Source organism: Pseudomonas sp. R28(2017) (assembly GCF_002112505.1).
Lineage (GTDB): Bacteria > Pseudomonadota > Gammaproteobacteria > Pseudomonadales > Pseudomonadaceae > Aquipseudomonas.
The window spans coordinates 410,149-436,782 of sequence record NZ_NEHW01000002.1 but is presented as its reverse complement, the minus strand read 5'-3'; the positions used below and the strand labels follow the sequence as shown (position 1 = coordinate 436,782).

Genomic DNA, 26,634 nt, shown 5'->3' with positions numbered 1-26,634 from the left:
GGGATCCATTCATTCCTGCAGCAGTGGAACGACATGTCCCGATTCATCAAGCTTCACCCCCTGGCGGCCTGCCTGGCCGTTACCCTGCCAGCCCTGGCCGACGAGCCTGTGCTGAACCTCCCCTCCACGGCCGTCACCGATACCGTTGACCTACAACGCGTCGACCTGGCCACGCCGACCGAAGCCGGTTCACGGCTCCACCTCAGTGCCCTGGAAACCCCGGCCAGCACCAGCAGCATCTCGGCCGAACAGATCGAGCAGCGCAACAACCTCACCGTGCAGGACGCCGTGACCCGCTCGCCCGGCATCACCTTCATCGGCAACCCGGGCGATGGCGGCACCGGCCTGTCGGCACGTGGTTTCACCGGCCATGGCTCGGTGATGACCCTGTTCGACGGCGCGCGCCTGTACACCGGGGCCGGCACCCAGACCTTCCCGGTCGACCCGTGGATGGTCGAGCAGATCGACGTGATCCGCGGCCCGGCTTCGGTGCTGTATGGCGAAGGCGCCACGGGCGCGGTGATCAACGTGATCCCGAAAAAACCGTTCACCGGCGACATCCACAACCGCCTGCGCCTGGGCTACGGCTCCTGGGACCGCCAGCAGCTGGGGCTGGACAGCGGCGGCAGCCTCAGCGAGCGCCTGAGCTACCGCCTGACCCTCAACCAGCAGGCCGGCAACGGCTGGGTCGACCGCACCGACTCACGTAGCCTGGCCCTGAGCGCTGCATTGCGCTTCGATGCCAGCGACGACCTGAGTTTCACCCTGGCGCACGAACGCGGCGACGCCCAGCCGGCCAACTACTACGGCACGCCGCTGATCGACGGCCATTACCGCAGCAGCCTGCGCAAGAAGAACTACAACATCCAGAACGACGTACAGCGCTACCACGACGAGTGGACCCGCTTCACCAGCGACTGGGCGATCAACGACCACCTCAGCGCCAGCAACCAGCTCTACTACATCAAGAGCCGCCGCCACTGGCGCAACGCCGAGAACTACAGCTGGGACGCCGACCGCGAGCAGCTGGAGCGCCAGAGCTACCTGGAGATCAAACACAACCAGGAGCAGATCGGCGACCGCCAGACCTTCACCTTCGACCACAGCCTGTTCGGCCTGGCCAGCAAGACGCTGGTCGGTGCCGAGTACAACAAGGTGCGTTTCAATGTCGACAGCAACCGGCCTTACAACGACGTGGACGGTGATTACATCGACCCATGGCAGCCGACCCCGGGCTGGTTCCACAGCGACTCGCCAACCCGCCCGCAAACGCTGTCCACCACCCACACCTTTGCCCTGTTCGCCGAGAACCGCCTGCAGCTAACCGAACGGCTGTCGCTGGTGACTGGCGTGCGCCGCGACCAGAACCATATCGATCGTGACAACCTGGTCGACGGCAGCCGCAGTGACCGAAGCCTGCAGGGCGGTAACTGGCGCGCCGGGCTGGTGTTCGCGTTCACCGATGACCTGTCGCTCTACGGCCAGTACTCCACCAGCGAGGACGGGGTGGACAACCTGGTCAGCCTCAGCCCGACGCAGATGCACTACGACCTGACCGAGGCGAAGCAGACCGAGCTGGGCCTCAAGCAGCGCTTCTGGGAGGGCCGTGGCGAGTGGACGCTGGCTGCGTTCCATATCGTCAAGCGCAAGCTGCTGGTGGACGACCCGATCACCCACGAGGCGCAGCAGGCCGGGCAGCAGACCTCCGATGGCCTGGAAGCGTCGCTGGAGCTGGCCCTGGGGCAGCAGTGGCAGGTGTCGGCCAATGCCTCGCTGGTGCGTGCGAAGTACGATGATTTCGACGAAGTGGTCGATGGCGTGGCCCAGGACCGTGCGGACAACCGCCCGGCCAATGTGCCGCGGCGCACGGCCAACCTGTGGCTGAGCAAGGGCTTTGGCCAGCAGGTGGAAGCCGGGATTGGCGCGCGGTATGTGGATGAGCGTTATGCCGACACGGCCAATAGCCAGCGTGCGCCGGGGTATACCGTGGTCGATGCGAACATCGGCTGGCAGGTGCTGCCGGATGTGCGGCTGGGGTTGCAGGTGAACAACCTGTTCGACCGGGAGTATGTGGCCTCGGTATTCAGTGGCGAACAATGGGTGATGGGCGCACCACGGTCGTATTTCGCCACCGTGGATTACACCTTCTGAGCTGATGGCCTCTTCGCGGGCACGCCCGCTCCCACAGGTTATGTGCAAGGCCTGAGATCTGCGCAATCCCTGTGGGAGCGGGCTTGCCCGCGAAGAGGCCAGCACTGGCAACACAAAAACCGCTATCAACCGCAAATGAAATAGTTATAAGATAACGTTTCATTTGACAATCATTCCTGCCTGCGACCTCATTCCATGACCAGTGCCTCAGCCACCCCCACCCTGCTCACCCAGCGCCTGCAGAGCATCGATGCCCTGCGCGGCCTGGTGATCCTGTTCATGCTCCTCGACCATGTGCGCGAAACCTTCTTCCTGCACCGCCAGGTCAGCGACCCGATGACCATCGATGCCACCGACCCGTCGCTGTTCGCCAGCCGCACCCTGGCCCACCTGTGCGCCCCGGTGTTCGTCCTGCTCACCGGCCTGTCGGCCTGGCTGTATGGCGAGAAGCACCAGGGCCGCAGCGATGTCTCGGCGTTCCTGTTCAAGCGCGGGCTGTTCCTGGTGGTGCTGGAATTCACCCTGGTCAACTTCGCCTGGACCTTCCAGCTGCCGCCAAGCGTGGTCTACATGCAGGTGATCTGGGCCATCGGCGTGAGCATGATCGCCCTGTCGCTGCTGGTGTGGCTGCCACGCCCTGCCCTGCTCGCCCTGGGCGCGCTGATCATCGCCGGGCACAACCTGCTCGATGGCCTGCACTTCGGCGTGGAGTCGGCCCTGCACGTGCCGTGGGCGATCCTGCATGACCGTGGCTGGCTGGAGGTCTCGGAGAACCTGCGCCTGCGCACCTCCTACCCGGTGCTGCCGTGGATCGGCGTGATCGCCCTGGGTTACGGCCTCGGCCCGTGGTTCGCCCGAGGCAGCGATACCGCCGAGCGCCAGCATCGGCTGCTGATGGCCGGGGTCATCGCCCTGCTCGGCTTCATGGTGCTGCGCATCTACAACGGCTACGGCGAGGCGCCATGGAGCGGCTACCCGACCATCACCCAGACGCTGATGAGCTTCTTCAACATCACCAAATACCCGCCTTCGCTGCTGTTCCTGGCCCTGACCCTGGGCTGCGGCCTGCTGTTGCTGCGTGCCTTCGAGCGCGCGGGGGTTGCCCGCTGGATCAGCGCCCTGGCGGTGTTCGGTGCGGCGCCGATGTTCTTCTACCTGCTGCACCTGTACGTGCTCAAGCTGCTGTACCTGGCCTGCGTGGCGCTGTTCGGCCTCAACCACGGCGACTACTTCGGCTTCGATGGCATCGGCGCAGTGTGGCTGGGCGCGCTGCTGCTGGCGGCGGTGCTGTACCTGCCGGTGCGCGGGTTCGCCCGGCTCAAGGCGCGCCGGCGCGACATCCGCTGGCTGAAGTACTTCTGATTTGGCGTTTCACCCGACGGCCGGATGGTCTACCATGCGGCCCGCCGGTTTCCACCACGGAATTAATAGGGAATCCCGGGCCCGCCCAATCAGGCGTGCCAATCGGAACTGCCCCCGCAACTGTAGGTGCCGAGCCTGCTCCATCGATGCCACTGGATCAACAGGTCCGGGAAGGCCGGAGCCGGGCGACGACGCACCAGTCAGGAGACCTGCCGGCATACATTCACCAACCGGCGGGGTGTCCGGGATGGCCATCCGTGTTGCCCCTGCGCGCGCAGGGGCTCGGCGATGCCTGTCCGTGCGTTCCTCACCCGAACTGTTCGACAGGAGATCGCCCACCATGCTGCCCCGTATTGCCACCTTGCTCGCCGGCCTGAGCCTGGCCGGCCTGGCCCAGGCCGCCACCACTCACTACCCGCTGACCATCGACAACTGTGGCACAGCGCAGACCTTCGCCCAGGCGCCCGAGCGCGCGGTCACCATCGGCCAGGCCGGCACCGAGATCCTCTACGCACTGGGCCTGGCTGACAAGCTGGCCGGCACCTCGCTGTGGTTCAATAACGTGTTGCCCGAATACAAGGCCCTGAACGACAAGGTGCCGCGCCTGGCCGACAACGAGCCCAGCTTCGAAGCCGTGGTCGGCAAGCGCCCGCAACTGGTGGCGGTGCAGTTCGAGTGGATGGTCGGCGCCCAAGGCGCGGTCGCTACCCGTGAACAGTTCAGCGAGCTGAACATTCCGACCTACCTGCTGCCCTCGGACTGCGAAGGCAAGGACAACTTGGTCGGCGCCGACGGCACCCGCCTGCAGGCATTCCAGGTCGACAGCATCTACAAGAGCGTCAGCCAGCTGGCCGAGATCTTCGACGTGCAGGACCGCGGCGCCGCACTCAATGCCGACCTCAAAGCACGCCTGGACAACGCGAAACAGCAACTGAGCGGCAAGGACCTGGCCAACACGTCGGCCTTGTTCTGGTTCTCCAGTGCCGACCTCGGCATCGACCCCTACGTTGCCGGCCGCCAGGGCGTGGCCGACTTCATGCTGCGCACCCTGGGCGTGCGCAACGTGGTCGAATCGACCGAAGAATGGCCGACCGTGGGCTGGGAAACCCTGGCCAAGGCCAACCCGACCTGGCTGATCATCGCGCGCATGGACCGCCGTCGCTTTCCTGCCGACGACTACCAGAAGAAGCTCGGATTCCTCCACAGCGACCCGGTGACGAAGAACATGGATGCGGTAAGGAACAACCGCATCATCATCCTCGACGCCGACGCCATGCAGGCCGGCATCCGCCTGTTCCGCGGCCTGCAGACCTTGTCTGCGGCCTTCGCCAGCGGTAAAGCGGCGCAGTGATGAACGCCCTGCCCTACACCGCCCTGGCCTTGCTGGCCCTGCTCGCGGCCGTGCTGGCCGGTACCGCCATCGGCGAAACCAACCTGTCGCCACAGCTGGTCTACCAGGTGCTGGCCAACCACCTGTGGCAGGCCGGCTACCCGGTCGACCCGATCGACGCCGGCATCGTCTGGAACTACCGCCTGACCCGCGCCTTGGTCGCCGCTGCCTGCGGTGCGGGGCTGGCGACGTGTGGGGTGATCCTCCAGGCACTGCTGCGCAACCCGCTGGCCGAACCTTACCTGCTGGGCCTGTCCGCTGGCGCCTCGACCGGCGCGGTGCTGGTCGGCCTGCTGGGCCTGGGCAGCGCAGCCCTGAGCATGTCCGGCGGCGCCTTCATCGGTGCCCTGGCGGCCTTTGCGCTGGTGCTGGTGCTGGCCCGTGCAGCCGGGCCAAGCAGCAACAATGCCCAGGTGATTCTCGCCGGTATCGCCGGCTCGCAGCTGTTCACGGCCCTCACCGCCTTCCTCATCACCAAGTCGGCCACCGCCGAGCAGGCGCGCGGCATTCTGTTCTGGCTGCTGGGCAACCTCAGCGGCGTGCGCTGGCCGTCGGTGTGGCAGGCATTGCCGGTGGCACTGTTCGGGTTGCTGGTGTGCCTGTGGCACCGCCGGGCGCTGGATGCTTTCACCTTCGGCGCCGACTCGGCGGCCTCGCTGGGCATCGCCGTGCGCCGCACGCAGTTGCTGCTGATCAGTTGCGCAGCCTTGGTAACGGCGGTGATGGTGTCGATCGTCGGCGCCATCGGTTTCGTTGGCCTGGTCATCCCCCACGCGCTGCGCCTGCTGCTCGGCCCCGGCCATAGCCGCCTGCTGCCGGCCAGCGCCTTGGGCGGCGCGCTGTTCCTGATTGCCGCCGATGTGCTGTCGCGCACACTGATCAGTGGCCAGGTGATCCCGGTCGGTGTGGTCACCGCCTTGATCGGCGCGCCGGTGTTCGCGCTGATCCTGATCAGCCGCCGGGGGCGCCCATGACCGTCATGAACACCGTGCGGGTCGCGCCACTTGCCTGCCGGGGGCTGGGCCTGCAACTGTCGGGCAACACCGTGCTGTGTAACATCGACCTCAACGTGGTCGCCGGTGAAACCCTGGGCATCGTCGGCCCCAACGGCTCGGGCAAATCATCCCTGCTCAAGTTGCTGGCCGGGCTGCGCACACCGGGCACCGGCAGTGTGCAGCTGCTCGGCGAACCCCTGGCGCGCCTGCCGCGCCGGCGCGTCGCCCAGGCGCTGGCACTGGTCGAGCAACAGGCGGATACCCTCGATGCGATCAGCGTGTTCGATGCCGTCGCCCTAGGGCGCACGCCCTGGTTGTCGGCGCTGGCGCCGTTCTCCCGGGAAGACCGTGGCATCGTCGAGCAGGCCTTGGCCGACCTCGACGCCACGCACCTGCGTGAACGGGTCTGGAGCTCGCTGTCCGGCGGCGAGCGCCAGCGCGTGCACATCGCCCGCGCCCTGGCCCAGCGCCCGCAGGTACTGCTGCTCGACGAACCGACCAACCACCTCGACATCCAGCACCAGCTGAGCCTGTTGCAACAGGTGCAGGCGCTGCCGGTGACCACCCTGGTGGCCCTGCACGACCTCAACCAGGCACTGACCTGCGACCGTGTCGCGGTGCTCGACAAAGGCCACCTGGTGGCCCTCGGCAAGCCGCTGGAAGTGCTCACCCCCGAGCGCCTGCTGAGCACCTTCGGCGCGCACGCTCACTACCTCACCGACCCCTTCGACGGCGCGCGCATCCTGCGTTTTCGCGCCCCCTGAACCTGGAAGTTCCCGCCATGCCGTTGCGCCCCGCCGCTGTGCTGTTATCCCTGCCCCTGGCAGGCCTGGCCCCGTTCGCCCTGGCGGATTCGGCGCAATCGCAAAGCCACGGTTTCATCGAGGACAGCAGCTGGAGCCTGCTCAACCGCACGGTCTACGACCAGCGCGATTACAAACACGGTGGGCGCAACAGCAGCGCACGCAATGCCTACAAGCCGCGCAGCGAACGCAATGGCATGGCTGAAGAGTGGGCCTACGGCCTGATGGGCACCATGCAGTCCGGCTTCACCCAAGGCCTGATCGGTGTCGGCGTCGATGCCCACGCCTATCAGGGCGTGCAGCTCGACAGCGGCGGCGGCCGTGCTGGCAAGGCGCGCCTGCTGGCGGTGGACAACGACGGCCACCCACAGCGTGAATACAGCCGTGGCGGCGCGGCGCTGAAGCTGCGGGTATCCAACACCGTGCTGTCCTGGGGCGAACAGCGGGTGAAGACGCCAGTATTCAGCTCCTCCGACAGCCGCCTGCTGCCAGAAACGGCCACCGGATTCTTTCTCACCAGCAGCGAGGTCGCCACCCTCAAGGTGGTCGCCGGCCATTTCAACGAAAACACCGACCGTAATGCGTCCAGCCACGACCAGGGCTTCGTGGTGAACTACTCCGACGGCCGCCAGGGCAACAGCTTCGACCTCGCCGGCCTGGTGTGGAACCCCGGCGCCGCCTTCAGCGCCAGCCTGTACACCTCGCGCTACGAAGACAGCTGGAACCAGCACTACCTCGGCAGCACCCTCACCCATGCACTGGACGACCGTCGCAGCCTGAGCCTGGACCTCAACCTGTACCGTACCACCGACACCGGCAAGGCGCTGTCCGGGCGTATCGACAACACCACCTGGAGCCTGGTCTCGCGCTACAGCCAGGGCCCGCACAGCGTCAGCCTCGGCTGGCAGCAGGTGGATGGCAACACGCCGTTCGACTACGTCTCCCGCGGGGCGATCTACCTCGCCAACGCCGTGCAGATGTCCGACTTCAACGCCCCGAACGAAAAATCATGGCAGGCGCGCTACGACCTGGACATGGGCGGCTACGGCGTGCCGGGCCTGAACCTGAGCGCCTTGTACGTTCGCGGCTTCGCGATCGACGGCAGCCACGTCGACCCCGACGGCGGCTATGCGTACCTGGGTTATGGCAAGGGTGGCAAGCACTGGGAGCGCGACCTTGAGGCGCGCTACGTGGTGCAGAGTGGCAAGGCCAAGGGCACCACGTTTTCGCTGCGGCACAACATGCACCGGGGCAATACGGCGCAGGCGGAGCTCGATGGCGACCAGATCCGCCTGGCCGTGGAGTGGCCGTTGTCAGGCAGTTTCTGACAGGCCCGCGCCCTCCATGGTGAGCCAATGCTCCATATGTGTCGTACGCCACACCGGGTCGTCCTCCACCTCGATCAGCGCAAAGCCCTGCCGCTCCCAGAAGCGGATCGCTCCGGGCAAAAACGGGTGGGTATGCAGATACAGGCATTCGACCCCAGCGGCACGGGCGTGCTCGCGCAAGGCGGCGAACAGGGCCGCAGCCAGCCCCAGGCGGCGGTATTCGGGCAGCACGAACAGGCGCACCACCTCGACCACGCGCTTGCCCTTGTAGTCGAGCTGGGCGAAGCGGTGGTCGTAGGGCAAGTAGCCAACGCCTGCGATCAACCGACCATGAGCGCGGGCTTCGAGGAAATGCCCCTCGCCTTCCAGGTACGACTCGGCGAAACGGGCGAGGTCCCTGGGCAGCGGCGAATCGGCAAGCATCGGGAACAGCCCGCGGCGGGCGCTGTCGATGAAGGCCACGACTTCACGGATACTGCCGTGGCTGGGGGGTTGGATGATCCACTGGGTCATGTGCATGGAAAGGTGATCTGGGCGAGCGTTTTTCTACCTCAAGGGCTGATGGCTGGCAACCCGACACCGCTATAATCCCCCTTCTGCACTACGCCCCCAAGGCCACCCCAATGCCCCGCATCCAGAAGTTGCTGTTACCCCTGCTGCTTATCACCACCCTCGCTGCCTGCGACCAGAAGCCCACCCGGGAACAGCAGATTCTGGCCAACCTGCCGCTGCAGGAGGCCTACGACCACAACATCGAGCGCATGGCCGCGCTGCTGACCCGCACCCACCCGCAGCTGGATGCAGCCACCATCAGCAATGTGTTGCGCAAGCACCTCACCGTCGAGGACCAGCGCCAGGACCTGTTCAAGCTCTACAGCGAGGAGCACTTCAGCGACGCCGAATTCGCCACCATCGTCGCCGCCACCCGCGACCCGGCGAAGGCCAGGGCGCTGGAAGAGACCGAAGAAGGCAAACGCCTGAGCGACAAGCTTACCGGCCTGATGCGCGAAACGGCGCGGGACGAAAAAGTCCAGGCGCTGGCCGAGCAGCGCATGCAGCAGGTCGAGGATGAATTGGAGACGCTGGAAAAGTCGGGCTCCTGAACCTGAGTTGGTATTTCGCCGGCACAGGTTTGAAGTGATCATTCTGTAATGCGCAGTGGTCCAAGGAACATCTCGCAACTGGAGACTTGCCATGCCCCGCCTGGGCTTCGCCTGCATGTACCGCCACCCGCACCGCAGCCTGTCGGTAAAGGCGCTGGAGGCCATCGAGCGCACGTTCAACCCGCGCACCACCACCCTGCGCTGGCTGTCCAGCGCCAGCACCGAAGCGGCCCGGGCCAAGCTGCTGGAGCTGGTGCAGCACAACCTCGACGCCCAGCTGCGTCTGCTGGCCTATGTCACTGAACTGCCGCCGATGCTGCGCATGGTACGCCTGAGCAGCGACCTGCTGCCGCTCTACAGCCACCTCAACGTGGGGCCGATCTATCGCGACGACGAATTCCAGGCGCTGATGACCGAGCGCTTCGCCGCCATCGGCAAACTCGCCCGCGACCAGGACATCCGCCTGTCCTTCCACCCCGGCCAGTACTGCGTGCTCGGCTCGGACCGCCCGGAGGTGGTGGAAAACAGCCTGGCCGAGTTCGAATACCACGCCGACATGATCCGCCTGATGGGCTTCGGCCAGCGCTTTCAGGACTTCAAGTGCAATGTGCACATCGCCGGGCGCCTCGGCGCGCAGGGTGTACGCGAGGTGTGGCCAAGGTTGTCGCAAGTGGCGCGCAACGTCATCACGTTCGAGAACGACGAGAAGACCTATGGGGTCGACGACTGCCTGGCACTGGCCGACCTGGCACCGGTGGTGCTGGACATCCACCACTGCTGGATCCACGAGGGTGACTACATCGACCCGCACGACCCGCGTGTGGCGCGGATCATCGACAGTTGGCGTGGTGTGCGGCCAACCATGCATTATTCGCAGCCGCCCGAAAGCCTGCAGGCGCTTGGCTTCGATGCCGACAGCAAGCTGACCCTTCAGGCGCTGCTGGAGAAGGTCAACAAGCGCGATCTGTACCCGCATAGCGCGCAGATGTGGAACGACTGGACCAACCGCTACGCCCTGCAGTTCACCGACCGCTTCGACATCATGTTCGAGGCCAAGGACAAGAACCTGGCCACCCTGGATTTCTACCGGCGCTACGTCGAACGGCCCTGACCGCGAAAAGGCCGCAACAGAGCGCTTGCACCTGGAGAAAGATGAACTTCACTGTTGTAACAAACCTTGTCATAAAACTGTCGTGATTCGGTCATAGGATTGACCCCAACCTGACATTTTCCCTCTTCATGGATGAGCGTCTCATGCGTCGTGTGGTTTTCAATCAGAAAGGTGGCGTGGGCAAATCAAGTATCGCCTGCAATCTCGCCGCGGCCAGTGCCGCCGAAGGCTATCGCACGTTGCTGGTCGACCTCGACCCCCAGGCCAATGCCACCTACTACCTCACCGGGCTGACCGACCACGCCATCCCCACCGGCATCGCCGATTTCTTCCGCCAGACGCTGTCACCGGTCACCGCCGCTGGCAAGAAGCACCGCGTGGCGATCACCGAAACCCGCTACGACAACCTGCACCTGGTGACCGCCAGCCCCGACCTCAGCGACCTGCAGAGCAAGCTGGAGAGCAAGTTCAAGATCAACAAGCTGCGCAAGCTGCTGGTGGAGCTGGGCGAGGACTACGAGCGGATCTACATCGACACCCCGCCAGCGCTGAACTTCTACACCTTCAGCGCCCTGGTGGCCGCCGAACGCCTGCTGATTCCGTTCGACTGCGACAGCTTCTCGCGCCAGGCACTGCTCAGCGTCATGGCCGAGGTCGAGGAGTTGCGCCAGGACCATAACCCGGCGCTGCAGGTAGAGGGCGTGGTGGTCAACCAGTTCGCCGGGCGCACCGCCCTGCACCAGACCCTGGTCGAGCAGCTGCGCAACGAAGGCCTGCCGGTGTTGCCGGTGTACCTCAGCAGCTCGATCAAGATGCGCGAATCGCACCAGGTTTCGGTACCGCTGGTGCACATGGCGCCACGCCACAAGCTGGCGCAGGAGTTCGCCGAGTTGCTGGACGTGCTCGAACGCGCGGCCTGAACTGCGACAACCTGCCACGGCCAGGCACTACCCTGCCGTTCGTCCGGGTGATAGATTCGCCGCCATGAAAATCACCCGGCACACCCGCACGCTGACTGCCTGGACGCTCTATGCCAGCGTCCTGTTCAGCCTGTTGCTGTGTGGCCTGCACCACGGCCAGATGGGTGGCCTGCGCCTGGCCGGCCTGGAAGGTGGTTTCTGCTCGATCAACAGCGAGCACGGTGTGGCCATCGACCTCGACGGTGCCGGTGGCGACCAGCACATGGCCCAGCTCGACTGCCCGGTGTGCTCCTCGTTCGGCCTGGCCGTGCCAATCGCCAGCGGCGGCTGGTCGTTCAGCCCGTCACAGGTCACCGCCACCTCGCCCATCGTCGTGCGCAGCTGGGCGCAACCGCCGCCCCGTTACCTGCGCCCTGCCCTCACACCCCGCGCTCCCCCTGCCGTCCTCCCCGCAGCCGTTATTCAAATCGCCTGACCTGAGCCGGGCGCGCCTGCCTGCGCGCTCGCCGTCAGCCATGACCTTTGCGTGGAAGACCCAACAACATGCTCCGCAATACCTCCCTGGTGCTCCTCATGGGCACCTGCACCTTCGCCTGGGCAGATGATGCCGCCGTCGAACTCAGCGCCACCACCATCGATGGTGAGCGCGATGCGCCCTCCGGCGTGCAACTGGACGAGCCGATTAGCACCGGCTCGCGGCTGGGCCTCAGCGCTCGGCAGACACCTGCCTCGGTCAGCGTCTCGGACCGGCGCATCATCGAAGAACGGGGTGCCAAGGACAGCCAGGACGTGATCAACGCCATGACCGGCGTCAACGCTTCGGCCAACCCGGGCTACGGCGGTTTCGTCAGCTACCGCGGCTTTACCCAGAACCAGGTCAGCCAGCTCTACAACGGCATCAACCTCGGCTACAGCAGCGCCACCCGGCCGGTGGATGCCTGGGTGCTGGACCGCGTCGAGCTGCTCGGCGGGCCGTCATCCTTCCTGCACGGCGCAGGTGCCGTGGGCGGCTCGATCAACTACATCACCAAGACCGCCAGCCGCGACCAGCAGATCATCGATGGCCGCGTGCGCTACGGCAGCTACGACGACTCGGAGGTGGCCATCGGCATCAACCAGGCGCTGGCCAGCAACCCGGCCGATGCCCGCCACTTCATGCGCCTGGACTTCAGCCACACCGACGGCAATGGCTACATCGACCGCAACACGCGCAACACCGACAGCCTGGCGTTCTCCCTGCTCAGCGACCTGACGCCCGACCTGACCCACACCCTGGCGCTGGAATACCAGGAGGACCGCGAACACAGCCCGTACTGGGGCACGCCGATCCTGCCAGGGCGCAGCACCATGAAGATCGACAACAGCCGCCGTTTCGAAAACTACAACGTCGCCGATGGCCGTTACGAACAGCGGGTGCGCTGGCTGCGCTCGCTGCTTGACTACCAGCTCAGCGACAGCACCAGCGTGCACAACACCCTGTACCACTACAGCGCCCAGCGCGATTACCGCAACGTCGAACGCTACAGCTATACCAGCAGCGGCAACGTCCAACGCGCCAGCCCCTACCTGCAGCGCCACCAACAGAGCGTGCTGGGCGACCGCATCGAGCTGCGCCACGACAATCAGCTGTTCGGCCTGGCCAGCCAGTGGTCGTTGGGCCTGGACTACTCGCACATGCGCCAGAGCGTGTACCCCACCGCCGGGAGCTGGACCGATGTGGTCGACCCGGAGCACTTCGACCCTGGCAGTTTCTACGACATCCCCGGGGTGAATGCCGGGCTGACCAAGCAGCGCCGGCATGTCACCAGCGACCGTGCGGTGTTCGCCGAGAACCGCTTGCAACTGACCGAGCGCCTGGCCTTGCTCACCGCCCTGCGTTACGACTACCTGGACATGGAGGTGACCAACTACGGCGCGGTGACGCCGACTTCACCTGCGTTCTTCGAGCGGCGCTGGGAACCGCTGTCCGGGCGCATCGGCCTGACCTACGAACTGACGCCTTCGGCCAGCCTCTACGCCCAGTACAGCACCGCCGCCGACCTGCCGGCCGGCTCGCTGGCGGCAGCCACCTACGCCAACGTCGGCACGTTCGACCTGTCCAAGGGCGAGCAATGGGAAGTGGGCAGCAAGTTCGACTTCCTCGACGGACGCGGCGCGGCGACCGTGGCCCTGTACCAGATCGTGCGCAAGGACTTTGCTGTGCGCGACTCGAGCAACCCCAACCTGACGGTCCAGGCCGGGCAGCAGACCTCGCGCGGGGTCGAGTTGTCCGGGCGACTGCAGGTCACGCCGAAGCTGCTGGCCGAGGGCAACTATGCCTACGTCGACGCGCAGTACGATGAGTTCAACGAAGCGGTCAACGGCGTGTCGGTCTCGCGCAAGGGCAATGCCCCGGTCAACGTGCCGGCCAATGTCGCCAACCTGTGGCTGACCTACAGCTTCACCTCGGCCTGGTCAGCGGGTGTGGATGCGCGCTACGTCGGCTCGGTGTATGCCGACAACGCCAACACTCTCAAGGCGCCGGGCTATACCTTGTTCGGCACCTTTGCCCGCTATCGGCTGGATGAACACACCACGATCACCGGGCGGGTGCGCAACCTGACCGATGAGGTGTATGCCAAGCAGGCCTACGGGTTGCAGTATTACATGGGGGCACCGCGGACCTTCGAGTTGGCGCTGGACCTGCGCTTCTGATGCTCACGTCTGTGCCGGTTACCACACCGGCACAGACTTTAAGAGCTTTCCTACTTACCTTGCTCTCAATTCCTAACTCGCGACCAGTGATAATGTGCGACCTCATCCACGCCGGCACGTGAAGCCCCGGCTCAGGCAATTCAAGGAAGTCGTTGTTTTGAAAGCTCCCGTGTTGAAGTCACTATCTCCCGCTCTTCTGTCTGTTGCACTGCTCCTGTTGCCTGGCTGCCAGAGCCATGTCGCGCCCAAGGTGGATCCCCAGGCACGTAAAACCTTCGTCAGCGACATGCAGCAGGCCCTGAAGCTCGGCATCGCAACGGCAGACACCGACGAGCAGGTCGGTGTGGTCATGCTGACGGTCAAACTCGACCAGCACTCCGCCCCTACCTACTGCAAGGCCAGCAAGGCCTCGGTCGGGTTGGAGATGCAATTGCCTGCCGACGTGAAGCGCTCGGACTTCAAGGCACTGGCCAGCATGGTGGAGGCGCAATGCTGGAAGACCATCTACCCTGTGGTACCCGAAGGGATGCGCGAGGAAGACGGCACCGTGGAAGTGCGCGCACCGATGTTCGTGGTGCTGCCCGCCGCCGCACAGGCACCCGGCACGCCACGGCGCCAGGTCATCGCGCAACGCGAGTACTTCTGGCAGCACCTGCTGCGCGATCAGCCGGTGAACAGCATCGGCAGGGTGTCGGTGTATTACCAGGCCAATGCGCAAGGCAAGGTCGAAGAGTGCCTGGTGCAGATCTACCCGCACCCGCTGCGGCCGAACGATTTTCGCCTCGACGGCACGCTGCAGGCCCAGCTCAACAGCCGTTGCCAAGGCATGGACCTGAGCCGGCTGCCGGGCTTTTCGCCAGACATGCACGGCGTGGCCAAGGGCTACAGCGAGCTGGAATACGCACCGTGGCGGGTCGGCCGGCAATAGCGGCCGGTGGTCGAATCAGATATCCCGATGTCGCCCTGAACGAAGCACCCTGCTGCGCTACTCGGTCTACTGGCCCTGATAACAACGATGGCGCGCCTGAGCGCGCCACATTCATTCAGGCTGCCTATGGAAACCGGAGAGCTTCCGTATGTCTGCATCCCATGAGGTATCCCCCGCCACCCTGCGCAGGGTCATCGCCGCCTCGGCCATCGGCAACTTCGTCGAGTGGTTCGACTTCGCCGTCTATGGCTTCCTCGCCACGCTGATCGCCAGCCAGTTCTTCGCCAGCGGCGATGCCAGTGTCGCCCTGCTCAAGACCTTCGCCGTGTTTGCCGTGGCATTCGCCTTGCGCCCGCTCGGCGGCATCGTGTTCGGCGCGCTCGGCGACCGCCTTGGGCGCAAGCGCATCCTGTCGCTGACCATCCTGCTGATGGCCGGCTCCACCACCTTGATCGGCCTGCTGCCGACCTATGCCAGCATCGGCCTTGCCGCACCGGCGCTGCTGACCCTGGCGCGCTGCCTGCAGGGCTTTTCTGCCGGTGGCGAATACGCCGGTGCCTGTGCCTACCTGATGGAGCACGCGCCGCAAAACAGGCGAGCGTTCTACGGCAGCTTCGTGCCGGTCTCGACCTTCTCCGCCTTTGCCTGTGCAGCGGTGATCGCCTACGGCCTGGAGGCCAGCCTGTCGGCCGAGGCGATGGCTGCATGGGGCTGGCGCATCCCGTTCCTGGTGGCCGCACCGCTGGGGCTGGTGGGGTTGTACCTGCGCTGGCGCATGGAGGAAACCCCGGCGTTCCGCGAAGCCATCGCCCAAGGCAAGGAGCATGAGCATTCGCCGCTCAAGGAAACCCTGCGCAACCACGGCCGGGCGATCCGCAACCTGGGCATGTTCATCTCGCTGACGGCATTGTCGTTCTACATGTTCACCACCTACTTCGCCACCTACCTGCAACTGGTCGGCAACCTGACCCGCGCCCAGTCGCTGCTGGTGACCACCGTGGCGTTGCTGTTCGCGGCTGTCGGTTGCCCGCTGGCCGGGGCCTTCTCGGACCGGGTCGGGCGGCGCAAGACCATCGGCTTCACCTGCCTGTGGGTGATGATCTGCGTGTTCCCCGCTTACTGGCTGGCCAGTTCCGGGTCGATGTCGGGGGCGCTGCTGGGGGTGATCCTGCTGGCGGTGGGGGCGCTGTGCAGTGGTGTGGTGACGGCGGCGTTGCTGTCGGAGAGCTTCCCGACGCGGACCCGCTATACCGCTTCGGCGATTACCTACAACGTGGCCTACACCCTGTTTGGCGGCACCGCGCCGCTGGTGGCGACCTGGCTGATCGGGCAGACCGGCAGCAGCCTGGCGCCGGCGTTCTACCTGGTGGTGATTGCGCTGGTGGCGTTGGTGGGCGGGTTGGCGTTGCCGGAGACATCGCGGATTTCGCTGCATGATGAACCTGGTAGTGATGTGAGCCCTCAGGTGCGTACTCCGATCTGAGATCCCTGGGGCCGCAAAGCGGCCCCGGCGATTTCAATCCTCTTCGCGTCTGTACGCCCACTGATAAAGCGCCGGCAACACCAGCAATGTCAGCGCCGTAGATGAAAGAATCCCACCAATCACTACCGTCGCCAGCGGCCGCTGCACTTCAGCCCCGGTGCCTGTCGCCAAGGCCATCGGAATGAACCCCAGCGACGCCACCAACGCGGTCATCAGCACCGGCCGCAAGCGCGTCAACGCGCCCTCCTCGACCGCGGCCCGCAAACCGCGCCCCTCCTCGCGCAGGTTACGGATGAAGGCGATCATCACCAGGCCATTGAGCACCGCCACCCCCGACAAGGCGATAAACCCCACCCCTGCGGAAATCGACAGCGGAATATCCCGCAGCCACAGCGCCAGCACCCCGCCGGTCAAGGCAAACGGAATCCCGGTGAACACCAGCAAGCCGTCCTTGAGGTTGTTGAACATCATGAGCAGCAAGGCCATCACCAGCAGAAGCGCCACCGGCACCACCACCCGCAAGCGCTCGGCCGCCGACTGCAACTGCTCGAACTGGCCGCCCCAACGGGTCCAGTAACCCGGCGGGATCTGCACCTGTTCGCGCAAGGTCTGTTCGGCCTGTTCGACGAACGAACCCAGATCGCGCCCCCGCACGTTGGCGCTGACCACCACCACGCGCTTGCCATCCTCGCGGCTGACCTGGTTCGGCCCCAACTGCAAGTTCAACGTCGCCACCTGCGACAGCGGGATGAAACCAATCTGCGCCGTGCCGGCTGCAGCGCTGGCAGGCACCGGGATCAGCAGGTTGCCCAGGCCATCGACATCGGTACGCAGGGATTCGGACAGGCGCACCACCATGTCGAAGCGGCGATCGCCCTCGTACAAGGTGCCCGCCGTGCGCCCACCGACGGCAATGGCAATGGCATCCTGCACGTCCCCCACATTCAGGCCATGGCGCGCGGCCTTGTCGCGATCGATATCGATGGTCAGCACCGGCAGGCCGGTGGTCTGCTCGACCTTCACTTCCGAGGCGCCTGGCACTTGCTGCAGGCTGCTGGCGATCTGCGCAGCGGTGCGGTTGAGCACGTCCATGTCATCACCGAACACCTTCACCGCCACATCGCTGCGCACGCCGGAAATCAGCTCGTTGAAACGCAACTGGATTGGCTGCGACAGCTCGTAGTTGCTGCCCGGCACGCTGGCAGCAGCGCGCTGGACTTCGGCTATCAGCTCATCGCGTGGCTTGCCCGGGTCACCCCACTGCTCGCGTGGGCGCAGCATCACGTAGGCATCGGAGATGTTCGGCGGCATCGGGTCGGAGGCGATCTCGGCGGTGCCGGTGCGCGCAAATACCCGCTCCACTTCCGGCACCTGGGCGATGATCGCCTGCTCCAGACGCTGTTGCATGTCCACCGACTGCGACAGGCTGGTGCCGGGTACGCGCAGCGCCTGCAAGGCAAAGTCGCCTTCGCTGAGGCTGGGGATGAACTCGCTGCCCATGCGGCTGGCCATCACTCCGGACAGCACCACCAGCCCGGCGGCGGCGGTGAACGCCAGCTTGCGCCGCCCCAGCACCCACTCGAGTACCGGTGCATAACGCAGGCGGGCGGTGCGCATGACCATGCCCTCTTCTTCCTTGACCTTGCCAGTGACGAACAACGCGATGGCCGCTGGCACGAAGGTCACCGAAAGGATCATCGCGCCCAGCAGTGCCATCACCACGGTGAAGGCCATCGGGTGGAACATCTTGCCCTCGACCCCGGTCAGGGCAAAGATCGGCAGGTACACCACCATGATGATCAACTGCCCGTAGATCAGCGGCCGGCGCGCCTCGCGGGCGGCGGCGAACACCTCGTGGAAGCGTTCGGCACGGCTCAGCATGCGGCCATGACGCTGCTGGGCATGGGCCAGGCGGCGGATGGCGTTTTCGACGATCACCACCGCGCCATCGACGATGATGCCGAAGTCCAGGGCACCGAGGCTCATCAGGTTGGCGCTGACCTTGTTGCTGAACATGCCGGTGAAGGTGAACAGCATCGACAGCGGGATGACCATGGCGGTGATCAGCGAGGCGCGGATGTTGCCGAGGAACAGGAACAGCACGGCAATCACCAGGATGGCGCCTTCGAGCAGGTTCTTCTTCACCGTGGCAATGGCTTTTTCCACCAGGTTGGTGCGGTCGTAGACGGTCACCGCGACCACGCCCTTGGGCAGGTTGCGGTTGATCTCGACGAGCTTGGCCGCCACTGCCTGGGACACCGTGCGGCTGTTCTCGCCAATCAGCATGAACACCGTACCCAGCACCACTTCGCGGCCGTTCTCGGTGGCCGCGCCAGAGCGCAGCTCCTCGCCCAGGCCGACCTGGGCGACATGGCTGACGCGGATCGGTGTGCCATCGACGCTGGAGATGACGATGTTGGCGATGTCTTCGGCCGAGGCCACCTGCCCCGGTGCACGGATCAGCAACTGCTCGCCGTTGCGCTCGATGTAGCCGGCACCGACGTTGGCGTTGTTACGTTCCAGCGCCGCGATCAGGTCGTTGAGGGTGAGCTTGTAGGCCGCCAGGCGCTTGGGCTCCGGGGCGATCAGGTACTGCTTGGCATGGCCGCCGATGCTGTTGACCTCGGCGACACCCGGCACGTTGCGCAGCTGCGGCTTGATGATCCAGTCCTGGATCACCCGCAGGTCGGTCGCCGTATAGGGCGTGCCGTCGTCCTTGAGCGCGCCCTGCTCGGCCTCCACGGTCCACAGGAAGATTTCCCCCAACCCTGTGGAGATCGGCCCCATGCCGGCCTCAATGCCTTCGGGCAACTGCTCGCGAGCCACCTGCAGGCGCTCGTTGACCAGTTGCCGGGCAAAGAAGATATCGGTGCCATCGTCGAAGATCACCGTCACCTGGGACAGCCCCGAGCGCGACAGCGAGCGGGTCTGCTTGAGACCCGGCAGGCCGGCCATGGCCGTCTCGATGGCGAAGGTGATGCGCTGCTCGGTCTCCAGTGGCGAATAACCCGGCGCGGCCGTGTTGATCTGCACCTGGACGTTGGTGATATCAGGCACCGCATCGATCGGCAGCTTCTGGTAGCTGTGGATACCCACGGCGGCCATCAGCACCACGGCGAGCATCACCACCAGGCGCTGCTCGATGGCGAATTGGATCAGGCGTTCGAACATGCAAGCGTCCCCGCGATCAATGGCTGTGCTCGGCAGAAGCCTTGCCGAGTTCGGACTTGAGGACGAAGCTGCCCGCGGCAGCCACCTGGGTGCCGGCTGCCAAGCCTGCAGTGATCTCCACCTGGCCTGCGTCGCGGCGGCCAGTCTTCACCGGGCGCGCCTGGAAACCTTCGTCGGTGCGGGCGAACACCACGGTCTGCTCCTCCCAGTTCTGCAAGGCACTTTCGGGCACGACGACCGCAGCATTGAACCGCTCGACATTGACGGCGACGTTGACGAACAGCCCGGGGCGCCAGGCTCCCTCGGGGTTGGCCAGGGTGGCGCGCACGGTGGCGGCGCGGTTCTGCTCGCCGAGCAGGCTGCCGACGTAGTTGACCTTGCCCTCGACCTCGGCGCCGAGGTCCGGAGCGCTGACGGTCACGCTGCGCCCCGTGGTGACCCGGGCCAGGTCGCGCGGTGCGACCGCGAAGGTGGCCCAGACCCGGCTCAGGTCGGACAGCGTGAAGGCATTGCTGGTCTCGTCGACCACTTCGCCCACGCTCAGGTGCTTTTCCACCACCACGGCGTCGAAGGGGGCGCGCAATTCGTAGCGGTTGCCGGCGCCCGCCGGGCCGACGGCAGCCACCTTCTGCCGGGCGTTGGCCAGGGCGATCTCGGCCTCTTGCAAGGCCTGCCGCGCCTGCAGGTAATCCTGCTCGGCGCTGATACGCTCCTGCCACAGTTGCTGCTCACGCTGGAAGGTCAGGCGCGCCAGTTCCAGGCGACGCTGGGCGGCCTGCTGCTCGCTGCGCAGGTCGGAGATCTGCTGGCTGGCGATCACCGCCAGCACCTGGCCGCGCTTGACCGCCTGGCCGAGTTCGGCCTGCACCGCCTCGACCACCCCCGGCACCCGTGGCACCACATGGGCGGTGCGGTCTTCGTCGAAACGGATCTCGCCAGGGAAGCTGATGGCGGTACCCAGTTCACGCGGGGCGGCCGCGGCAAGCTGAATGCCGGCCGACTCGATCTGGGCGATCGACAGGTGCAGTGCGCCTTCCTGTTCCTGGTGCTCTTCACCAGCTTCGTCGTCGTGGCCATGGCTGTCTTCACCATGGTCGTCGTGCCGGGCCTCGCCTTTGCTGGCCTGGCCATCGATACCGGTCCAGGCCAGACCACCCAAGCCGAGAACGGCAATGGCAGCGGCCAGGAGAGCGAGTTTGCGGGGGTTAGTCATTGTTGCTCCTGCTGCTCGAATTTTTGCTCAAACCATCAAGGTCGCCATAAATGCGCTCGACCTGTGCCCGTGCATCGGTCGCCGAGGCCAGTGCCTCGAGGTACAGCCCGCGTGCGTCGATCAGCGTGCGCTGGGCATCGAGCACGTCGAGGAAGGCGAACTTGCCCATTTCGAAGCCGCGGGTGGCGGTGTCCACCGCCTGCTGCGCCGCGGGCAGGATGGTGCGGTCGTAGGCTTGAACCTCCTGCATCGCCGTGCGCCATTGATCGACGGCGCTGCGGGTTTCGCTGCGCAGGCGCAGCTCGACCGCGTTACGCAGGTCGCGGGCCTGGTCGGCACGGCGCGCGGCCGCCAGCACATTGCCCTGGTTGCGGTCGAACAGCGGCAAGGGCATCGACAGCCCCACCACGTTGACCCGCTCGCGGTCCTCACGGCTGTACTGGCTGCCGACGCTGACGGTGAGGTTGGGAATGCGCAGGGCCTTTTCCGAGCCCAGCGACGCGTCGCCGCGCTCGACCTGAGCGGCGGCCAGGCGCCATTCGGCGGTCCGTTCGACCTGGCTGAGCAAGGTGTCGGCTGACGGAGCCTGCCCGGGTGACAGCTGGCTCGCTGGCAACAGGTCGAAGGTCGCCAGCGGGCTACCGGTCAACCGTGCCAGCGCCTGGTAGGCCACGGTACGCTGGGTTTTGGCACGACGTTCCTCTGCTTGAGCCTGGGCCAGTTGCACGTGCGCGCGGGTGGCTTCCACCGGCGACGACTGGCCTGCGCTGACCCGGCCCTGTACCACACGCAGGCCGCGCTCGGTCAGCGCCTGCGATTGCTGCGCCAGTTCCACGGCCGTCTGCGCGCGCAGGGCGGCGTGGTAGGCCTGGACTACATCGGCGCGCAGGCCATTGCGCTGGCGCTCAAGGTCCAGCTGGGCAATGGCCTGGCCGACACCCGCCACAGCGATGCGCGCAGCGCGCTTGCCGCCCAGTTCCAGTGGCTGGCTGAGGGTAACGGTGCTGGTGCTGGTGTCGCGGCGGGTATCTTCCATTTCCCAGGCCAGTTCCGGGTTGGGGATCAACCCGGCCTGGCGCCGTTCGCCTTCGGCGATGCCGATTTCGCGACCGGCAGCGGCCAGTTCAGGGTTGTTGGCAAAGGCGGCGCTCAGCGCCTCGGGCAGGCTCATGCCTTGCCCGGCCTGGGCGCTGGCAGAGGCCGCCAACAGCAGGCTGAGCAAGGCGATCTTGCGGGGGGTGGGCACTTCGGGCGTCCTCGTCGGCGTGCATTGGCGAGGAACTGTATGGACGGGTGGTTATCGGAGGGGTGGCGCGAAAATTACAATTCTGTAATCCGGCTGACGGCGTAAATCAGTCCGATAATCGCCCACTTTGCCCCCCTGCGACACCCTAGCTGATTGACGAAATTAACCACCCAGTACAAACATAGCGGCATTCAACAACAACAAAGCGATGCCCGCCATGAAGCCCCTTATTCTCGTGCTCAACGGCCCCAACCTGAACATGCTGGGGACCCGTGAACCCACCCAGTATGGCCATGAAACCCTTGCCGACCTGGCCCAGGGTTGCGCCGACACTGCCCATGCCCACGGCCTGGAAATCGAATTCCGCCAGACCAACCACGAAGGTGAGCTGATCGACTGGATCCATGCCGCCCGCAGCCGCTGTGCCGGTATCGTGATCAACCCCGGCGCCTGGACCCACACTTCGGTGGCGATTCGCGACGCCCTGGTGGCCAGCGAGCTCCCGGTCATCGAAGTGCACCTGTCCAACGTGCACAAGCGCGAGCCGTTCCGCCACCTGTCGTTCGTTTCGTCGATTGCCGTCGGGGTGATCTGCGGCCTGGGCAGCCACGGCTACCGCATGGCCCTGAGCCACTTCGCCGCGATGTTCCAGGAGCCACGCGCATGAGCCAGCCTGCCATCCTTGCCGGCCTGATCGGCCGTGGCATCCAGCTCTCGCGCACCCCTGCCCTGCACGAGCATGAAGGCGACGCCCAGCAGCTGCGCTACCTCTATCGCCTGATCGACGCCGACCAGCTCAAGCTTGAAGACAGCGCCCTGGCGCAGCTGCTCGATGCCGCCCAGCACACCGGTTTTACCGGGCTCAACATCACTTACCCGTTCAAGCAGGCAATCTTGCCGCTGCTCGATGAGCTGTCGGACGAGGCGCGCGGCATTGGCGCGGTGAACACCGTGGTGCTCAAGGACGGCAAGCGGGTCGGCCACAACACCGACTGCCTGGGCTTCGCCGAAGGCCTGCGCCGTGGCCTGCCGGATGTGTCGCGCCGGCGCGTGGTGCAAATGGGCGCTGGCGGCGCCGGCTCGGCGGTGGCCCATGCGTTGCTCAGCGAAGGGGTCGAGCAACTGCTGCTGTTCGAAGTGGATGCGGCGCGTGCCCAGGCACTGGTCGACAACCTCAACGGCCATTTCGGCCCGGGTCGGGCGGTACTGGGCACGGACCTGGCGGCCGAAGTGGCCGAGGCTGATGGCCTGGTCAACACCACACCGGTCGGCATGGCCAAGCTGCCAGGCACGCCGCTGCCGGTGGAACTGTTGCACCCGCGCCTGTGGGTGGCTGAAATCATCTATTTCCCGCTGGAGACCGAACTGCTCAAAGCTGCGCGGGCGCTGGGTTGCCGCACGCTGGATGGCAGCAACATGGCGGTGTTCCAGGCGGTGAAGGCGTTCGAGCTGTTCAGTGGCAAACCGGCGGATGCCGAGCGGATGCAGGCACATTTCGCCAGCCTCTCCTGACAGACCGCAACGCCCTCTTCGCGGGCAAGCCCGCTCCCACAGGTTGACCGCAGCCTTTGAGGTTGGCGCTTCACCTGTGGGAGCGGGCTTGCCCGCGAAGGGGTAAACGCCGATCTAACCTTTTTCATCCAGCAGCGCCTGTATGACTTTCTCCTGGCCGGCATAGTCACCCTCACCGAAGTGCACATGCCGCACCTGCCCCTGCCGATCGACAAAATAGTGCGCCGGCCAGAACTGGTTACCCCAGGCATTCCACACCTGGTAATCGTTGTCTACCGCCACCGGATAACCGATGCCGAGGCTTGCCACCTTGCTCTTGAGCTGCCCCACATCATGCTCGTAGTCGTACTCCGGCGTATGCACCCCGACCACTACCAGGCCCTGGTCGGCATAGCGCCGTGCCCAGTCGTTGACATGCGGCAGGCTGCGCTGGCAGTTGATGCAGTCCCAGGTCCAGAAGTCCACCAGCACCACCTTGCCCTTGAGCGCCGGCGCATCCAGCGGCGGCGAGTTGAGCCATTGGCTGGCACCGGCCAGCGACGGCATGGCGCCGTAATTGTCGCGGGCCATCAGCTGCCCTCCGGCGAGGCCCAGGCCAACCAGCGCCAAAGCCACGCCCCCCACTTTCAACAACAGCCGGCGGTCAGTTGTCATGGCAACCGCTCGTGGCGTAGGAGCGGTATTCAACGCTCTCTTTCTGGCCTTTGGAGTTCAGGTAGTCCATGCGGGTGTTGATCGGCCCACAGGCATTGCTCTGGTCATCCTTCACCGACAGCACGCGCTTCACATCCAGCTGGTCGCCGTAGCGGTACTGCATGACGCTGGCGTCGTTCATCGAAGTGGAACTGGCATTGGCGGCGACGGCGGCGAAGCCCAGTACGGCAAACAGGCTGGCGCTGGCGAGGGTCTTGAAGTTCATGGCAACTCTCCTTTGCAACACATTGAAGGTGGGGGTCAGTACGCCCCGGTCGAGAGCCATTACACGTTCGCCAGGTATCTCCCATGTGTCGCTCAGGCCTGTGATCTGCTTCTTCCTGTATCTGTATCCGGTGCAGATACACTGCAATACAAAACCCCGCAGGCAAGCAGCCACGCGCTCGGTACACTGCGCCCATTGCCCTTGAACAGGAACGCTGAGAATGGAACATGTCGATCACATCCTGATCGTCGATGACGACCGTGAGATCCGCGAGCTGGTCGGCAACTACCTGAAGAAGAACGGCCTGCGCACCAGCATCGTCGGCGACGGCCGGCAGATGCGCGCCTTCCTCGAAGCCAACAGCGTCGACCTGATCGTCCTCGACATCATGATGCCCGGCGACGACGGCCTGCTGCTGTGCCGCGAATTGCGTGCCGGCAAGCACCGCAACACACCGGTGTTGATGCTGACCGCACGCAACGACGAGACCGACCGCATCATCGGCCTGGAAATGGGCGCCGACGACTACCTGACCAAGCCCTTCTCCGCCCGCGAACTGCTGGCCCGCATCAATGCCGTGCTGCGCCGCACGCGCATGCTGCCGCCGAACCTGACCATCAGCGAAAGCAGCCGCCTGCTCGCCTTCGGCCAGTGGCGGCTGGACACCACCGCCCGTCACCTGCTGGACAACGAAGGCACCCTGGTGGCGCTCAGTGGTGCCGAATACCGCCTGTTGCGGGTATTTCTCGACCACCCGCAGCGGGTGCTGAGCCGCGAGCAACTGCTGAACCTGACCCAGGGCCGCGAAGCCGACATCTTCGACCGCTCCATCGACCTGCTGGTCAGCCGCCTGCGTCAACGCCTGGGTGACGATGCGCGGGAGCCGAGCTGCATCAAGACCGTTCGCAGTGAAGGTTATGTGTTCTCGCTGGCGGTGCAACTGCTCGAGTCGCCGTCATGAAGTGGCCGCGCACCCTGGCCTCGCGCCTGGCACTGATCTTCTTCACCGGGCTGGTGCTGGCCTATGGGTTGTCGTTCAGCCTGCAGGCGTACGAACGCTACATCAGCAGCCGCTCGATGATGCTCAGCAACCTGGAACTGGACGTTGCCACCTCGGTGGCCATCCTCGACCGCCTGCCTGCCGCCGAGCGCGCTGCGTGGCTACCGCGCCTGGAGCGACGCACCTATCGCTACCGGCTCGACGAAGGGCTGGCCGGCGAAGCGATGCCGAGCAGCGACCCGCCCATGGCCGCCGAGTCGATCATCAAGGCCATTGGCAGCCAGTACCGCCTGACTTTCCAGGAGATCCCCGGCCCGAATGCGCACTTCCAGGCGCACTTGCGCCTGGCCGATGGCGCACCGCTGACCATCGATGTCACACCGGCCCCCGTCCCGGTAGCGCGCTGGCTGCCGCTGGTGCTGCTGATCCAGCTTGCCGTGCTTTTGTTCTGTACCTGGCTGGCGGTGCGCCTGGCCATCGGGCCACTCACCCGCCTGGTCCAGGCGGTTGACGACCTCGACCCGGACAAGCCCGGTGTGCTGCTGGACGAAAGCGGCCCGCGCGAGGTGAAGTACGCCGCCGTCGCCTTCAACGCACTGCAGGCACGGATCGCGGCCTACCTGAAAGAGCGCATGCAGCTGCTTGCAGCCATTTCCCACGACCTGCAAACGCCGATCACCCGCATGAAGTTGCGGGTCGAGGTAATGGATGAAGGGGTCGAAAAGGAAAAGCTCTGGCATGACCTGGACGCCATGGAGCATCTGGTGCGCGAAGGCGTAGCCTACGCCCGCAGCATGGACATCAACACCGAAACCCCGTGCCGGATCAACCTCGACGCCTTCCTCGACAGCGTGGTGTTCGACTACCAGGACAGCGGCGCCCAGGTAGAGCGCCACGGCACTAGCGGCAGCCTGCTGGAAACCCGCCCGCATGCCCTGCGCCGGGTACTGGTGAACCTGGTGGACAACGCCCTGAAGTTTGCCGGCAAGGCTCAGCTTGAGGTCAGCCGCGAGCACGGCAAGACGCTGATACGGGTGCTGGATGAAGGCCCGGGGATCCCCGCCGAAGAGCTGGACGAGGTGCTCAAGCCGTTCTACCGGGTAGAAAGCTCGCGCAACCGCAGCACGGGCGGTACCGGCCTGGGGCTGGCCATTGCCCACCAGCTGATCCAGGCCATGGGTGGCAGGCTGACCTTGAGCAACCGCCAGAGCGGCGGGTTGTGCGCTCAGATCGAGCTGTGACGGCAGAATCGGCGGCCGAGCGGGCCGCCCTACAGCCGCCGTGCCTACAGTCCGATACATAAAG

At 65.5% G+C, this 26,634-nt stretch carries 23 protein-coding genes and 1 riboswitch; of the genes, 17 read left to right on the top strand and 6 right to left on the bottom strand.

Annotated elements, in window-relative coordinates:
- Positions 1-33 precede the first annotated feature (33 nt).
- The 6 genes from CAF78_RS04745 to CAF78_RS04720 all read left to right on the top strand — a co-directional run bounded on the left by CAF78_RS04745 (position 34) and on the right by CAF78_RS04720 (position 8,029).
- Positions 34-2,151, top strand: a complete 2,118-nt coding sequence (locus CAF78_RS04745; RefSeq protein WP_085674223.1) for a TonB-dependent siderophore receptor — start codon at positions 34-36, stop codon at positions 2,149-2,151.
- Between the two features lie 195 nt (positions 2,152-2,346).
- Entirely contained in the window at positions 2,347-3,513 is a 1,167-nt protein-coding gene (locus CAF78_RS04740; RefSeq protein ID WP_085674225.1) for a DUF1624 domain-containing protein, read from the top strand.
- 28 nt (positions 3,514-3,541) lie between these two features.
- Positions 3,542-3,745, top strand: a riboswitch (cobalamin riboswitch).
- A 108-nt stretch (positions 3,746-3,853) separates the two neighbouring features.
- Positions 3,854-4,864: an ABC transporter substrate-binding protein gene (locus CAF78_RS04735; RefSeq protein ID WP_085674227.1), complete on the top strand. Its 1,011-nt coding sequence runs from the start codon at positions 3,854-3,856 to the stop codon at positions 4,862-4,864.
- Positions 4,864-5,877 (top strand): iron ABC transporter permease, encoded by a 1,014-nt coding sequence (locus tag CAF78_RS04730; protein WP_085674229.1) that lies wholly within the window; start codon positions 4,864-4,866, stop codon positions 5,875-5,877. The genes CAF78_RS04735 and CAF78_RS04730 overlap by 1 nt, the downstream gene beginning before the upstream one ends.
- A gap of 5 nt (positions 5,878-5,882) precedes the next feature.
- Positions 5,883-6,662, top strand: coding sequence for an ABC transporter ATP-binding protein (locus CAF78_RS04725; RefSeq protein ID WP_371856882.1), 780 nt, complete (start codon positions 5,883-5,885; stop codon positions 6,660-6,662).
- A 17-nt stretch (positions 6,663-6,679) separates the two neighbouring features.
- Complete coding sequence (locus CAF78_RS04720; protein WP_085674233.1) at positions 6,680-8,029, top strand: OprD family porin; 1,350 nt, start codon at positions 6,680-6,682, stop codon at positions 8,027-8,029.
- On the opposite strand, the gene CAF78_RS04715 is transcribed toward CAF78_RS04720, so the two are convergent.
- Positions 8,015-8,542: a GNAT family N-acetyltransferase gene (locus CAF78_RS04715; protein WP_085674921.1), complete on the bottom strand. Its 528-nt coding sequence runs from the start codon at positions 8,540-8,542 to the stop codon at positions 8,015-8,017. The two genes, CAF78_RS04720 and CAF78_RS04715, sit on opposite strands and share 15 nt — an antisense overlap.
- A 110-nt stretch (positions 8,543-8,652) precedes the next feature.
- On the opposite strand from CAF78_RS04715, the gene CAF78_RS04710 reads away from it, so the two are divergent.
- The 7 genes from CAF78_RS04710 (at position 8,653) to CAF78_RS04680 (ending at position 16,268) form a co-directional block, all read left to right on the top strand.
- Positions 8,653-9,132 (top strand): hypothetical protein, encoded by a 480-nt coding sequence (locus CAF78_RS04710; RefSeq protein WP_085674235.1) that lies wholly within the window; start codon positions 8,653-8,655, stop codon positions 9,130-9,132.
- A 91-nt stretch (positions 9,133-9,223) separates the two neighbouring features.
- Positions 9,224-10,243 carry a UV DNA damage repair endonuclease UvsE gene (gene uvsE, locus CAF78_RS04705; protein WP_085674237.1) on the top strand — a complete coding sequence of 340 codons (1,020 nt, stop codon included), beginning with the start codon at positions 9,224-9,226 and terminating at the stop codon, positions 10,241-10,243.
- 143 nt (positions 10,244-10,386) lie between these two features.
- On the top strand, positions 10,387-11,163 hold the full coding sequence (locus tag CAF78_RS04700) for a ParA family protein (RefSeq protein ID WP_085674239.1): 777 nt from the start codon (positions 10,387-10,389) through the stop codon (positions 11,161-11,163).
- Between the two features lie 64 nt (positions 11,164-11,227).
- A complete protein-coding gene (locus tag CAF78_RS04695; RefSeq protein WP_085674241.1) occupies positions 11,228-11,638 on the top strand; it encodes a DUF2946 family protein in 411 nt (136 codons plus the stop codon).
- Positions 11,639-11,706: 68 nt separating this feature from the next.
- A complete protein-coding gene (locus tag CAF78_RS04690; protein WP_085674243.1) occupies positions 11,707-13,857 on the top strand; it encodes a TonB-dependent siderophore receptor in 2,151 nt (716 codons plus the stop codon).
- 250 nt (positions 13,858-14,107) lie between these two features.
- Positions 14,108-14,785 (top strand): hypothetical protein, encoded by a 678-nt coding sequence (locus CAF78_RS04685; RefSeq protein WP_256573836.1) that lies wholly within the window; start codon positions 14,108-14,110, stop codon positions 14,783-14,785.
- Between the two features lie 148 nt (positions 14,786-14,933).
- Positions 14,934-16,268, top strand: coding sequence for an MFS transporter (locus CAF78_RS04680; protein ID WP_085674247.1), 1,335 nt, complete (start codon positions 14,934-14,936; stop codon positions 16,266-16,268).
- A 33-nt stretch (positions 16,269-16,301) separates the two neighbouring features.
- Here CAF78_RS04680 and CAF78_RS04675 read toward each other — a convergent pair whose 3' ends face one another.
- From CAF78_RS04675 to CAF78_RS04665, 3 genes are read right to left on the bottom strand one after another with little or no spacing between them, the layout of a single operon-like run.
- A complete protein-coding gene (locus tag CAF78_RS04675) occupies positions 16,302-19,439 on the bottom strand; it encodes an efflux RND transporter permease subunit (protein WP_085674249.1) in 3,138 nt (1,045 codons plus the stop codon).
- A 16-nt stretch (positions 19,440-19,455) separates the two neighbouring features.
- Positions 19,456-20,652 carry an efflux RND transporter periplasmic adaptor subunit gene (locus CAF78_RS04670; RefSeq protein ID WP_085674251.1) on the bottom strand — a complete coding sequence of 399 codons (1,197 nt, stop codon included), beginning with the start codon at positions 20,650-20,652 and terminating at the stop codon, positions 19,456-19,458.
- Positions 20,645-21,898, bottom strand: coding sequence for a TolC family protein (locus CAF78_RS04665; RefSeq protein ID WP_085674253.1), 1,254 nt, complete (start codon positions 21,896-21,898; stop codon positions 20,645-20,647). Before CAF78_RS04665 ends, CAF78_RS04670 begins: the two co-directional genes overlap by 8 nt.
- Before the next feature lie 217 nt (positions 21,899-22,115).
- On the opposite strand from CAF78_RS04665, the gene aroQ reads away from it, so the two are divergent.
- Together aroQ and CAF78_RS04655 are read left to right on the top strand one after the other, a co-directional pair.
- Complete coding sequence (gene aroQ, locus CAF78_RS04660) at positions 22,116-22,565, top strand: type II 3-dehydroquinate dehydratase (RefSeq protein WP_085674255.1); 450 nt, start codon at positions 22,116-22,118, stop codon at positions 22,563-22,565.
- Positions 22,562-23,410, top strand: a complete 849-nt coding sequence (locus CAF78_RS04655; protein WP_085674257.1) for a shikimate dehydrogenase — start codon at positions 22,562-22,564, stop codon at positions 23,408-23,410. Before aroQ ends, CAF78_RS04655 begins: the two co-directional genes overlap by 4 nt.
- 114 nt (positions 23,411-23,524) lie before the next feature.
- Here CAF78_RS04655 and CAF78_RS04650 read toward each other — a convergent pair whose 3' ends face one another.
- Together CAF78_RS04650 and CAF78_RS04645 are read right to left on the bottom strand one after the other, a co-directional pair.
- Entirely contained in the window at positions 23,525-24,064 is a 540-nt protein-coding gene (locus CAF78_RS04650; protein WP_085674259.1) for a thioredoxin family protein, read from the bottom strand.
- The gene (locus CAF78_RS04645) at positions 24,054-24,329 is read right to left on the bottom strand and encodes a DUF2790 domain-containing protein (RefSeq protein WP_085674261.1); all 276 of its coding nucleotides are present in this window, start codon (positions 24,327-24,329) and stop codon (positions 24,054-24,056) included. The genes CAF78_RS04650 and CAF78_RS04645 overlap by 11 nt, the downstream gene beginning before the upstream one ends.
- Before the next feature lie 220 nt (positions 24,330-24,549).
- Between CAF78_RS04645 and CAF78_RS04640 the strand changes: the two genes are divergently transcribed.
- Positions 24,550-25,290 carry a response regulator gene (locus CAF78_RS04640; RefSeq protein WP_085674263.1) on the top strand — a complete coding sequence of 247 codons (741 nt, stop codon included), beginning with the start codon at positions 24,550-24,552 and terminating at the stop codon, positions 25,288-25,290.
- Complete coding sequence (locus tag CAF78_RS04635; RefSeq protein ID WP_085674265.1) at positions 25,287-26,570, top strand: HAMP domain-containing sensor histidine kinase; 1,284 nt, start codon at positions 25,287-25,289, stop codon at positions 26,568-26,570. The genes CAF78_RS04640 and CAF78_RS04635 overlap by 4 nt, the downstream gene beginning before the upstream one ends.
- The last annotated feature ends 64 nt before the right edge of the window (positions 26,571-26,634 follow it).